Here is a 12,720-nt window from a genome sequence, read left to right on the forward strand (position 1 = left end):
GCGTACTGGGTCGGCAATACCGGAAGCGTCGCCTTGTTTCCTTGGGACGCGGCGGCATACAGGCGCGAGAACTCGTCGATCAGCACGCTCAGCGACCAGCCGTCGGCGATGATGTGATGCAGCGTCACCAACAGTTGATGGTCCTCATCATCGAGGCGCACCAGGGTCACCCACAGCAGCGGGCCTTTCTGCAGATCGAACTGAGTGCGGGCTTCGTCTTCACGAATGTGTTGCGCACGGACTTCACGCTCGGCAACCGGCAGGTCGCTGATATCGATGAGTTGCAGGTTGAATTCGCTCGCTGCATCGACCTGTTGCAGCGCCACACCATCACGTTCGAAGAACCGCGTACGCAGGGATTCGTGACGCTCGATCAACTGTTGGAAGCTGGCGCGCAAGGCGTCTTCATCCAGCTCGCCGCGCAGGCGCAAGGCGCCGGGAATGTTGTAGGCGCTGCTCTGCGGGTCGAGTTGCCAGGTGATCCACAGACGGTTTTGCGCAAGCGATTGCGGCATGGCTTCGGTGCGCGACAGCGGGGTGATCGCGCCTTGGGCGAGTCCGCCGTCCTGCTGTTGTTGAGCGACTGCGGCGGCAAACGCGCCGAGGGTCGGGGCTTCGAACAACAGGCGCAGGTTCAGTTCCAGACCGAGTGCTTCGCGCAGACGTGCGACTACCTGAGTGGCGGCAATGGAGTTGCCGCCCAGCAGGAAGAAGTGATCGTCGGCGCTAACCTGTTTGACGCTCAGCTGTTCGCACCAGATCCGGCCAATCAAGGTTTGCAGTTCGGAACCTGATTCAGTCGCGGATTTACTTTCGATGTCTGTCGACGGGAACAGTGCATAGCTATCGAGGCTGCCATCCGCCAGACGATTGCGGCATGCCGAGCGTTGCAATTTGCCGCTGGAGGTCTTGGGCAACGCGCCCGGATTGAGCAGCACCACCACGCTTGGCGCTTCCTGATACGCCTCGGCCACGGCTTGGCGGATGGCTTTGATCAGGGCGTCGGGCGGGAGGATTTTTTGCACGCTGCGGCTGATTTCCGCCGCAATGCCGATGCCTTCCTGCCCCTCGATGTTCACGGCGAAAGCGGCGACACGACCTTTGCGCACCACCTCCACTTCGCGCTCGATGGTCTGTTCGATGTCTTGCGGATAAAGGTTGTGGCCACGGACGATCAGCATGTCTTTCAAGCGCCCGGTGATGAAGAGTTCACCGTTGCGCATAAAGCCCAGGTCGCCGGTGCGCAGCCAGGTACGGCCAGCGTGTTGCACGAAGGTTTGGGCGCTGGCTTCCGGGTTGCGCCAGTAACCGTGGGCGATACTTGGCCCGGCGGCCCAGACTTCGCCGACCGTGTTGTCAGCCAACTCGTTGAGGGCTGTCGGATCGAAAATCAGCACCGCGTGATCCGGCTGACTGATGCCGCAACTCATGATCGCGCTGCCCTCGCCTGGCTCGGCACGGTTTTGTGCCAGGGCTTGATCGTCCACGCGCAGGTTGCCAATGCCCTGACCGCGAGGGCTGCCGGCCACGAATAGCGTCGCTTCGGCCAACCCGTAGGACGCCATGAAACTGTCCTGGGTGAAACCGCAGGTCGCGAACTTCTCAGCGAAGCGATCCAGCGTATCGAGGCGAATCGGTTCGGAACCGGAATACGCCACACGCCAGCCGCTGAGGTCGAGGCGCTCCAGGGCTGATTCACTGACCCGCTCGCTGCACAACCGATAGGCAAAGTCCGGCCCGCCGCTGATGGTGCCGCCGTACTCGCTGATCGCTTCCAGCCAGCGCAACGGCCGGCCGAGGAAATACGCCGGCGACATCAACACGCACGGCACGCCGCTGAAAATCGGCTGCAACAGACCGCCAATCAGGCCCATGTCGTGGTACAGCGGCAACCAGCTGACGATCACGTCGTCAGGATTCAGATCAATGCCGAAGCCGTGGCGAATCAGCAGTTCATTGGCCACCAGGTTGCCGTGGCTGACTTGCACCCCTTTAGGCAACGCGGTGGAACCGGAGGTGTATTGCAGGAACGCGATGTGGTCGTCTGCAAGGTTCGGCGCCGTCCAACGTTCGGCCAGGGCGCTGTCGAGGGTGTCGACACACAGCAACGGCGGCGCTCCGTCGATTTGCAGCAACGCATCGCGCAGAGCGGCGCTGGTCAGCAGCAGACGCGGTTCGGCATCGCTAATGATCGACAGCAAACGCTCCTGATGATGACGGCGAGCCGACTCCGGCGGATAGGCCGGCACCGCGATCACACCGGCGTACAGGCAGCCGAAGAACGCCGCGACGTAATCCGGGCCGCTGGGAAACAGCAGCACCGCGCGATCGCCAAACGCAGCCTCGGCCTGCAACGCGCCAGCAATGATCCGCGCCCGCTGATCCAGCTCGCGATAACTGAGCACCACAGCCTGATCCTGGGTTTCGGCGAGAAAACGCAAGGCCACCCGATCCGGCGTCAGGGCCGCTCGGCGCTGAAGGGCTTGGACCAGTGTGCTGGGGAGTTCGAACGCGTCGGTCATGAGGTTTCCTGCCTGAATTCGGCTTGCAAGTGGAATCGGTTTTCTGACGTCACGCCCCTTCCGGGGCATGCAGCGCGCGGTCTTCGCCGACCGCGCAAGGCTTGGGAATGCTGCTTTGGCCGCGGCCGCTACCCGGAACCATTCACCAATGAGAACGGTTGACGTCTTGAAATAATTAGTCGGTAAGCCTGATCGCCAATGGGGCTGCGGTGCGTCAGCGTGTCGCAGTTCTCACTCGGCACCTTTGCGGAGCATTAGTTATATTTCTCATTTGACAATAATTATCATTCAGAATAATTTGTCGCTCGATGTGTTGGACGGCTCAGCCCCCGCGTGCCGCCCCACGAACCTATTGGCAGCAAGGTGATTTCCAATGACGGAACAAGTGTCCACAAGCAGGTGCGATTCACCGCTACTTCAGGCATTCGTCGACAACCGACTGATTCTGGTCAAGATTGCAGCCCGCATTACCGGCTGCCGGTCGCGTGCTGAAGACGTGGTGCAGGATGCGTTCTTCCGGCTGCAATCCGCGCCGCAGATCACGTCCTCGTTCAAGGCTCAGCTCAGCTACCTGTTCCAGATCGTGCGCAACCTGGCGATCGATCACTACCGCAAACAGGCGCTGGAGCAGAAGTATTCCGGCCCTGAAGAGGAAGGCCTGAACGTGGTGATTCAAGGTGCTTCGCCGGAAACCTCGCACATCAACTTCTCGACGCTGGAACACATCGCCGACGCGCTGACCGAGCTGCCCAGCCGCACCCGCTACGCCTTCGAGATGTATCGCCTGCACGGCGTGCCGCAAAAGGACATTGCCAAGGAGCTTGGCGTCTCGCCGACCCTGGTGAACTTCATGATTCGCGATGCGCTGGTGCACTGCCGCAAGGTGTCGGGCAGCCGCGTGGATACCTTTGCCCGTCGCTAAGATCTGAAATCTGCGCCGGCCCCATTCGCGAGCAAGCTCGCTCCCACATGGGATCTATTGTGAACACACAGTTTGTGAACACTGGAGATCAACTGTGGGAGCGAGCTTGCTCGCGATGGCGGACTCAAGACCGCAACAGATCTTGAGCCTTACGCATCAAGCCAACGCACACCGATCAAAAAACCGCTCACGCCCCAGCACCATCAGCGCCGCACGTTTGTGCGGGAAGTCGAACGCTTTCTCGCAATGGAAACCCTGGTTCTGCATATGCCCGATCATCTTCGCGTTGTCGGCGCGAGGCTCGGCAACCACTCGCTGAGTGCGTGGATCGTCGAGAAACAGGTAATGCGTCAACGCCGATAACCAGCTCGCCACCTTATGCGGGCCTCGGTGATTTTCTTCACCCACCAACATGTGAATACCGCGGTCGTAATCGCCGGCGTCATAGAACGGCGCGATGCGATCTTCCTTGGCCCAATAGGCTTCAAAATAGGCGAACGGCTGATCATCGAAACAACCGATCAGCGTCAGGGTATGGGGATCGGTTTCAAGTTTGCTCAGGTACTCGTGATGCTGCTCGAGGCTGCCCTCCTCCTGCCAGAAACTCGCCACGCGCGGGCTGTTCTGCCAACGATTGAATCGCGCCAGGTCCAGGTCGATGTTCACCGTGCGCAGGGAAATCCAGGCACCGAGGCGCGCATCAAAACGCCGATAGACTTCACCACGCGGTTTCACCGGCCGCAGCGGATGACGCTTGCCGCCGCTGATGACCATTTGCTGCGGATAACTCGGTGTCAGTGACGCGCCCAGCCAAGGCTGAGGCAACTGCCAGAACAGCGTGCGTTCGCAACGATACTGGCCGACGATTTCGTCAGGGATCAGCAACCCGCTGAGCAATGCTTCGGTGGGGGCTTCATCGAGATGCCAGGTCAGGCGCTGGCAGGCCGGGTCACGGGCAAACAGCCAATAACAGGCCGCCCAGACGGCACGATTATCGGCGTGGTCGAAGCGCTCTTCTACTTGCACTTGCAGCGCGGGCTCGCGAGTCAGACGCAACAGAATCAGCGGCTGCCCTTCACGGCTGAGACACAGGCGGCTTTCGGTTTCATCAGCTACAAGACGGCTTCCTGTCGGCAAGGCCAGGGCAGTCAGGTCATTCAGAGTGGACATGGGTCGGGCTCACGTTAATCGTCGACAGTTCAACGAGGTGACGTGAGCCAGTGCGGGAAATTTAAGAGAAGTCGGTCAATACGCGACCTGTGGCGCGATCTCAGCTACTCGGGACCGGCACCACGGCGATCTTGTAGGGATCGAAAATCTTCAGCATCTCGCCATTGTCCCGCAACCCTTGCAGCAACTTGCCGAACGCCTCGCCACTGATCGGTGCGGCCGGCCGGAGGATGGCGTAGTGGTGATAAACCTGATCGATACGCTGGGACACCAGCAGCTGATCGGCGACTTTCTCGTTGCGCAGCAAGTAATCGCTCAGGTAAGAGCGTGTCACCAGGGCAACGTCGGCACGCCCCCGCAGCACCATCAGCAGGTTACTGTCATGGGAATAGGTCAGCGTTGCGTTGTAGGTGTCGGCCAGATACTTGGGATCGGCGTTGAAATTGGCAAACTCGTAGTGATAGCCGCTGTACAGCGCCAGGCGCTTGCCCGTCAGGTCTTTGAAGTAACTCTCATCGCGATCGGGTTTCTTCTGCGCGACAAAGATTTCTGCATCTTCCAGGCCCATATCGACGTCGGTATGCGGAATGTCCTTCCAGCCCCAGTCCGGGTTCTCGAAAATCGCCATATCGACCCGGCCTTCCTTGAAGTCGTTGAAACGCCTGGGAATGGAGGTGGGCACCAGCACAAACTGATAGTCGGTTTGCAACTGATTCAGCGCTTCCACCAGCTGCGGCAGCAGACCGGTGTCGGCACCGGACTCCGGGCGCACGGTATAGGGTGGAAAATGGGCGGCACCGACCCGCACCAGTTGCGCGGCCTGAGACGGTAACACCCAGCACACCGCAAGCGCCGCCAGCAAAAGCCGCGACGTCACTCGAATTGGCGAAGACATCAAAACAGCCACTCCCCGAAAAAAATACTCATCAATGCATTCAAGCTAGGCGGTTTCGCCGACTTAGCCAATTTCTTGCCTGGATAGACGGTTCACTGCCGTTCTTCAAGTACCAGAATCAACGCCTCATCGGCCAATTGATCGAGGCTCATGCTGCCGCCTGCGCGAAACCAGGTGGTGGTCCAGGACAACGCACCGGTCAGAAAACGGCGGGTGATGAACACATCCCCGCGAATAAAACCGGCCTCCTTGGCCTCGCCCAGCACCTGAAGCCAGAGCGCTTCATAAATGTCGCGCAGCGCCAGCACCTGCGCCTGCCCGTCTTCGGACAGCGAGCGCCATTCATACACCAACACCGCCATGGCCTCGCCGCTGCCGCCCATGATCGACTGCAATTCACAACGAATCAGCGCCAGTACCCGCTCGCGCACACTGCCGGCTTCTGCCAGGGCTGCACGCATCAACGCAGTGTTGTAGCGAATGGTTTCTTCCATCACCGCCCGCAGGATCTCGTCCTTGCTTTTGAAGTGATGAAAAATACTGCCGGACTGAATCCCCACGGCGCCGGCCAGATCGCGCACGGTGGTGCGTTCGTAACCTTTGTTGCGGAACAGGTGAGCCGCCACTTGCAGCAGTTTGCCGCGGGCGCTGTCCGGGTCGGTCAATTGGCCGCTGTCGACCAATTCGCGCATCACCCTCAGGGCATTTTGCTCGTCCACCCGTTCTCTCCTACAGTCGATCAATCAAATACGCCGCTCGCCGCTAAAACTGCGGGGTTGCGCGGGCAATTTAAGCTGGCGTGGGCAACCAAGCAAGCGCTCGGGCAGAAGATATTTATGCCGTTTACAAACCAAGCGCTTGCTTGGTAGTCTCGATGCACTTCTATCGGAGGTGGCTATGGAGTTGACTGTGCCAAAAACAATCCGCATCGGTTGCGCCAGCGCCTTCTGGGGCGACACCTCGACCGCCGCCGCGCAATTGGTGGAAGGTGGGCGTCTGGACTATCTGGTCTTCGATTATCTGGCCGAAATTACGATGTCGATCATGGCCGGCGCGCGGATGAAAGATCCCCACGCCGGTTACGCCAGCGACTTCATCGAAATCCTCAGCCCGCTGTTGGGTCAACTCGCCGAACAGAAAATCCGCGTCATCAGCAACGCCGGCGGGGTCAATCCGCAAGCCTGCGCCGCCGCCCTGCAAGCGGCCTGCGACAAGGCCGGAGTGGCGCTGAAAATCGCCGTGCTGCTGGGCGATGACTTGCAGCCGCAGCTCAAACAGTTGGGCGGCAGCGGTATCCACGAAATGTTCAGTGGCGCCCCCTTGCCGCCGATGTGCGTCTCGACCAACGCCTACCTCGGCGCACCGGGCATCGTCGAAGCCCTGCGTCTGGGCGCCGACATCGTCATCACCGGACGCGTGGTCGACAGCGCCGTGGTCAGCGCCGCGCTGGTGCATGAATTCGGCTGGTCCTGGCACGCCTACGACAAACTCGCCCAGGCCGCATTGGCCGGGCACATCATCGAATGTGGTGCCCAGTGCACCGGCGGCAACTTCACCGATTGGCGCGAGGTGCCCGACTACGAACACATCGGCTTCCCCATCGTCGAAGTCAGCGCCGACAGCCAGTTCATCGTCAGCAAACCCGAAGGCTCCGGCGGACTGGTCACACCACTGACGGTCGGCGAGCAGATGCTGTATGAAATCGGTAACCCGCAGGCGTATCTGCTGCCGGACGTGGTCTGCGATTTCACTGAAGTCAAACTCGTGCAACAAGGCAAAAACGCGGTCCAGGTGCACGGCGCAAAAGGCTTGCCGCCGACCGATCAGTACAAGGTCAGCGCGACGTACCCGGACGGTTTCCGCTGCACCGCCAGTTGTCTGATCGCCGGGATCGATGCGGTCGACAAGGCGCGTCGAGTCAGCGAAGCCATCATCAACAAGACATCGGAAATCTTCAGCCAGCGCGGTTGGCCACCCTACAGCGAAGTGAACATCGAACTGCTCGGCTGCGAGGCCACTTACGGCCCCCACGGTCAGCGTCAGGACAGCCGCGAAGTGGTCATCAAACTCGCGGTGCGCCATCCGGGTAAACAGGCGTTGATTGTGTTCTCCCGGGAGATCGCCCAGGCCGCCACCGGCATGGCGCCGGGACTGACCGGGATTGTCGGTGGACGGCCGACGGTGTATCCGCTGATCCGGCTGTTCTCGTTCCTTATCGACAAAACCGCCTGCACGCTGGAAATTGATCTCAAGGGCCAGCGCCACCCCTGCGCCTTGCCCGCCGTTGATGTACTCGACACCGCCGACCTGCCCGTGGCGTGCGCCCCACCGAAACCTTCAGACCGGGCCGATGCCAGCGTGGCCCTGGTCAAACTCGCCGTGGCGCGCTCCGGTGACAAGGGCAACCACAGCAACATCGGCGTCATGGCCCGCGAGCCGGAGTACCTGCCGTGGATTGCCGAAGCCTTGACGCCGGAAGTGATCGTCGACTGGATGAGTCATGTCCTCGACCCGATCCACGGACGTGTCGAACGCTGGTACCTGCCGGGCACCCACAGCCTTAATTTTCTGCTGGAAAACGCCTTGGGAGGCGGTGGCGTGGCCAGCCTGCGGATCGATCCGCAAGGCAAAGCCTTCGCCCAGCAACTGCTGGAAATCCAGATACCGGTGCCTCAGCGCATCGCCGACCAGGTCAACTAGAGGACTGCCGCCATGGCTTACGATTCGATTTTCAAAGCCGATTTGTTTGCTGGCCAAAACATCATCGTCACCGGTGGCGGCAGCGGCATCGGCCGTTGCACCGCTCACGAACTGGCGGCCCTCGGCGCCCATGTGCTGCTGCTCGGACGCAAGGCCGACAAGCTGAAAAACGTCGCGGCCGAAATTGCCGAAGATGGCGGAAAGGCTGATTGGATGGTCTGCGATATTCGTGAGGAAGAAGCGGTCAGGCATGTGGTCAGCGAGTTGATCCGCAAGCACGGACCGATTCACGGCCTGGTCAACAATGCCGGCGGGCAGTACCCGTCGCCGCTGGCGTCGATCAATCAAAAAGGGTTCGATACGGTGTTGCGCACTAACCTGATGGGCGGCTTCCTGATGGCCCGCGAAGTGTTCAACCAATCCATGAGCACGCACGGCGGCGCCATCGTCAACATGCTCGCCGACATGTGGGGCGGCATGCCCGGCATGGGCCACTCGGGCGCGGCGCGTTCAGGCATGGACAACCTCACCAAGACCGCCGCGTTCGAATGGGGTTATGCCGGGGTGCGGGTCAACGCCGTGGCGCCGGGCTGGATCGCGTCCAGTGGCATGGACACCTACGAAGGCGCGTTCAAAGCGGTGATCCCGACGTTGCGCGAGCACGTTCCGCTGAAACGCATCGGCACCGAATCGGAAGTCAGCGCCGCGATCGTTTTCCTGCTCAGCCCGGCAGCGGCATTTGTCAGTGGCAGCACCTTGCGCATCGACGGTGCCGCCAGCCTGGGCGGGCGCGCCTGGCCGATACACAAGGCGCAGATCAGCGAGTCATATAACGGTTTTCACCGTGCCTACCTCCCTGACGTGCTCAAGGACAAGGAATAAGTCATGCCGGTGATTCAGTCGCAAGTGGACCCGTTCAGCGAACAGTTCGCCCGCAATCGCGCGGCGATGCTGGTCAGCATCGAGCACGTCCGCCAGCTCGAGCAGATCCTGCTGAACAAGGCGGCCGAAGCCAAACCCAGGTTCGACAAACGCGGGCAACTGCTGCCCCGGGAACGCCTCAATCTGCTGCTGGACCCCGGCGCCCCGTTCCTCGAACTGGCGAGCCTGGCGGGCTACAAGCTGCATGACGACAAAGACGGCAGCTCGGCAGGCGGCGGGTTGATCGCCGGGATCGGCTACGTGTCCGGCGTGCGGGCACTGGTGGTGGCAAACAACAGTGCGATCAAGGGCGGGACCATTTCCCCCAGCGGTTTGAAAAAATCCCTGCGCCTGCAACAGATCGCCATGGAGAACAAACTGCCGGTCATTACCCTGGCCGAAAGCGGTGGCGCCAACCTCAATTACGCGGCGGAGATTTTCGTCGAAGGCGCCCGCAGTTTTGCCAATCAGGCGCGGATGTCGGCCATGGGCCTGCCGCAAATCACCGTGGTCCATGGCTCGGCCACGGCGGGCGGCGCCTATCAGCCAGGGTTGTCGGATTACGTGGTGGTGGTGCGTGGCAAGGCCAAGCTGTTTCTGGCCGGCCCGCCGCTGCTCAAGGCTGCCACCGGCGAAGTCGCCACCGATGAAGCACTGGGCGGTGCCGAGATGCATGCGCAAATCGCCGGCACCGCTGAATACCTGGCCGAGAACGATGCCGATGGCGTGCGGCAGGTGCGCGAGATTGTCAGCCTGTTGCCGTGGAATGATCAGTTGCCCTGGGTACCCGAACGTCGGTGGGAAGAACCGCTCTACCCCATCGACGAGTTGCTCGGGCTGATTCCTGACGACGCGAAAAAACCTTACGACGTGCGCGAAATCATCGCGCGGATTGCCGACGGATCGAACTTTCTCGAATTCAAGGGCGAGTTCGATCAACAAACCGTCTGCGGCCATTTGCAGATTCAAGGCCGCGCCTGCGGGTTCATTGGCAACAACGGGCCGATCACGCCCAAGGGTGCGAGCAAGGCGGCGCAGTTCATTCAGCTCTGTGACCAGAGCCAGACGCCGCTGCTGTTTTTTCACAACACCACCGGGTTCATGGTCGGCACCGAGTCGGAGCAGCAAGGCGTGATCAAACATGGCGCGAAAATGATTCAAGCGGTGGCCAATGCCCGCGTGCCTAAACTGACCATCGTCGTCGGTGGCTCCTACGGCGCCGGCAACTACGCGATGTGCGGCCGCGGCCTCGACCCGCGCTTCATTTTTGCCTGGCCCAACAGCCGCACGGCGGTGATGGGCGGCGCCCAGGCCGGCAAAGTGCTGCGAATCGTCACCGAGGGCAAGCAGGCCAAGGACGGCCTGGTGCCCGACCCGAAAATGCTCGACATGCTGGAACAGGTCACCGCGCAGAAACTCGACAGCCAGTCCACCGCGCTGTACGGCAGCGCCAGCCTGTGGGACGACGGGTTGATTGATCCTCGCGATACCCGGACCTTGCTCGGGTACTTGCTGGATATTTGTCATGAAGCCGAAGTGCGACCGCTGCAATCCAACAGTTTTGGCGTAGCCCGTTTCTAAGGGCGCTCAGGAGAACAATAAAAATGATCTTCACCCAGGAACACGAAGCACTGCGCCGCACCGTCCGGCAATTCGTCGATCACGAGATCAATCCTCACGTCGAGGCATGGGAAAAGGCTGGACGCTTTCCGATCCACGAGATCTTCCGCAAGGCCGGCGACCTCGGCCTGCTGGGGATTTCCAAACCGGAAAAGTTTGGCGGCATGGGGCTCGATTACAGCTATTCGATCGTCGCGGCTGAAGAGTTCGGCACCATCCACTGCGGCGGCATTCCGATGTCCATCGGCGTGCAGACCGACATGTGCACCCCGGCGCTGGCGCGTTTCGGCTCCGATGAACTGCGCGAAGAGTTTCTCCGTCCGGCGATCACTGGCGAGCAGGTCGGCTGCATTGGTGTTTCCGAAGTCGGCGCCGGTTCCGACGTGGCCGGTTTGAAAACCACCGCCCGCAAGGACGGCGACGACTACGTGATCAACGGCAGCAAGATGTGGATCACCAACTCGCCGAGCGCCGATTTCATCTGTCTGTTAGCCAACACCTCGGACGACAAACCGCACATCAACAAGTCGCTGATCATGGTGCCGATGAACACCCCCGGCATCAGCCTCAGCTCGCACCTGGACAAGCTCGGCATGCGCAGCTCGGAAACCGCTCAGGTATTTTTCGACAACGTGCGCGTGCCGCAACGCAACCGCATCGGCCATGAAGGCGCGGGGTTCATGATGCAGATGCTGCAGTTCCAGGAGGAACGGCTGTTCGGCGCGGCGAACATGATCAAGGGCCTGGAGTACTGCATCGACAGCACCATCGAGTACTGCAAGGAACGTAAAACCTTCGGCAGTGCGCTGATCGATAATCAGGTCATCCACTTCCGCCTGGCCGAACTGCAAACCGAAATCGAATGCCTGCGGGCGCTGGTCTACCAGGCCACCGAGCAGTACATCAAAGGCCAGGACGTCACCCGCCTGGCGTCGATGGCCAAACTCAAGGCCGGGCGTCTGGGCCGGGAAGTCAGCGACAGCTGCCTGCAATATTGGGGCGGCATGGGCTTCATGTGGGACAACCCGGTGGCCCGCGCTTACCGTGACGTACGGCTGGTGTCGATCGGAGGCGGTGCCGACGAAATCATGCTGGGCATCATCTGCAAACTCATGGGCATCCTGCCGGGGAAAAAGAAATGAGCACCTTGCCCGTTTGCCAGACCTTGCTGCTCGAACCACATAACGGTGTCCTGCACATCACTCTCAACCGCCCCGAAAGCCGCAATGCCATGAGTTTGCAAATGGTTGCCGAACTGCGTGCGGTGCTGGCGGCGGTGCGTGACGACCGAGCCATTCGGGCGCTGGTGATCGGTGGTGCGGGCGGGCATTTTTGCGCCGGTGGCGACATCAAGGACATGGCCAATGCACGCGCTCAGGGCCCGAGAGCCTATCGCGACTTGAATCGCGCGTTCGGTGCGCTGCTGCAAGAGGTGCAACACGCGCCGCAAGTGGTGATCACGGTGCTTCAAGGCGCGGTGCTCGGTGGTGGTTTTGGTCTGGCCTGCGTCAGCGACGTCGCCTTGGCCGATCACCAGGCGCAATTTGGTCTGCCGGAAACCAGCCTCGGCCTTCTGCCTGCGCAGATCGCGCCGTTCGTGGTGCAGCGCATCGGCCTGACTCAGACTCGCCGACTGGCGCTGACCGCTGCACGTTTCGATGGCACGCAGGCACGACGCATGGGGTTGGTGCATTTTGTCGAGCATGACGCGCAAGCGTTGGCCGAGCGTCTCGATGAAATTCTGGCCCATGTGTTGTGTTGCGCACCGGAGGCGAATGCGACGACCAAAAAGCTGTTGCTGGCGAGTGCCGGACAGCCATCGAATGCGTTGCTGGATGAAGCGGCCGACTGGTTCAGCGAGGCGGTGACCGGGACTGAAGGTATTGAGGGGACCATGGCCTTCGTGCAGAAACGCAAACCGGGTTGGGCTATTTAAGAGCCTGCTCGCGAAGAGGCCATCACTTTCACCG

The 12,720-nt window shown here is 61.0% G+C and carries 10 protein-coding genes; 6 read left to right on the forward strand and 4 right to left on the reverse strand.

Going from position 1 to position 12,720, the window contains the following annotated elements:
* A partial coding sequence (locus WLY71_RS19775) for an AMP-binding protein (RefSeq protein WP_347804884.1) occupies positions 1 to 2,522 on the reverse strand: 2,522 nt, incomplete at its 3' end.
* A 373-nt stretch (positions 2,523 to 2,895) separates the two neighbouring features.
* On the opposite strand from WLY71_RS19775, the gene WLY71_RS19780 reads away from it, so the two are divergent.
* Positions 2,896 to 3,444 carry an RNA polymerase factor sigma-70 gene (locus WLY71_RS19780; protein WP_008145913.1) on the forward strand — a complete coding sequence of 183 codons (549 nt, stop codon included), beginning with the start codon at positions 2,896 to 2,898 and terminating at the stop codon, positions 3,442 to 3,444.
* Positions 3,445 to 3,600: 156 nt separating this feature from the next.
* On the opposite strand, the gene WLY71_RS19785 is transcribed toward WLY71_RS19780, so the two are convergent.
* The 3 genes from WLY71_RS19785 to WLY71_RS19795 form a co-directional block, all read right to left on the reverse strand.
* A complete protein-coding gene (locus tag WLY71_RS19785) occupies positions 3,601 to 4,614 on the reverse strand; it encodes a GNAT family N-acetyltransferase (protein ID WP_347804885.1) in 1,014 nt (337 codons plus the stop codon).
* Between the two features lie 100 nt (positions 4,615 to 4,714).
* Entirely contained in the window at positions 4,715 to 5,509 is a 795-nt protein-coding gene (locus WLY71_RS19790; RefSeq protein ID WP_347804886.1) for a substrate-binding periplasmic protein, read from the reverse strand.
* 92 nt (positions 5,510 to 5,601) lie between these two features.
* Positions 5,602 to 6,228, reverse strand: a complete 627-nt coding sequence (locus WLY71_RS19795; RefSeq protein ID WP_347804887.1) for a TetR/AcrR family transcriptional regulator — start codon at positions 6,226 to 6,228, stop codon at positions 5,602 to 5,604.
* A gap of 190 nt (positions 6,229 to 6,418) precedes the next feature.
* Between WLY71_RS19795 and WLY71_RS19800 the strand changes: the two genes are divergently transcribed.
* The 5 genes from WLY71_RS19800 to WLY71_RS19820 are packed head-to-tail and all read left to right on the forward strand — an operon-like array spanning position 6,419 to position 12,686.
* Positions 6,419 to 8,209 (forward strand): acyclic terpene utilization AtuA family protein, encoded by a 1,791-nt coding sequence (locus tag WLY71_RS19800; RefSeq protein WP_347804888.1) that lies wholly within the window; start codon positions 6,419 to 6,421, stop codon positions 8,207 to 8,209.
* A gap of 12 nt (positions 8,210 to 8,221) precedes the next feature.
* Positions 8,222 to 9,091: an SDR family oxidoreductase gene (locus WLY71_RS19805; protein ID WP_347804889.1), complete on the forward strand. Its 870-nt coding sequence runs from the start codon at positions 8,222 to 8,224 to the stop codon at positions 9,089 to 9,091.
* A gap of 3 nt (positions 9,092 to 9,094) precedes the next feature.
* On the forward strand, positions 9,095 to 10,711 hold the full coding sequence (atuC, locus tag WLY71_RS19810) for a geranyl-CoA carboxylase subunit beta (RefSeq protein ID WP_347804890.1): 1,617 nt from the start codon (positions 9,095 to 9,097) through the stop codon (positions 10,709 to 10,711).
* A 23-nt stretch (positions 10,712 to 10,734) separates the two neighbouring features.
* Positions 10,735 to 11,892 (forward strand): citronellyl-CoA dehydrogenase, encoded by a 1,158-nt coding sequence (gene atuD / locus WLY71_RS19815; protein WP_347804891.1) that lies wholly within the window; start codon positions 10,735 to 10,737, stop codon positions 11,890 to 11,892.
* Positions 11,889 to 12,686 (forward strand): enoyl-CoA hydratase/isomerase family protein, encoded by a 798-nt coding sequence (locus WLY71_RS19820; RefSeq protein ID WP_347804892.1) that lies wholly within the window; start codon positions 11,889 to 11,891, stop codon positions 12,684 to 12,686. Before atuD ends, WLY71_RS19820 begins: the two co-directional genes overlap by 4 nt.
* Positions 12,687 to 12,720 lie beyond the last annotated feature (34 nt).

Source organism: Pseudomonas rossensis (assembly GCF_039888995.1).
In the GTDB taxonomy this organism is placed as follows: Bacteria; Pseudomonadota; Gammaproteobacteria; order Pseudomonadales; family Pseudomonadaceae; genus Aquipseudomonas; species Aquipseudomonas rossensis.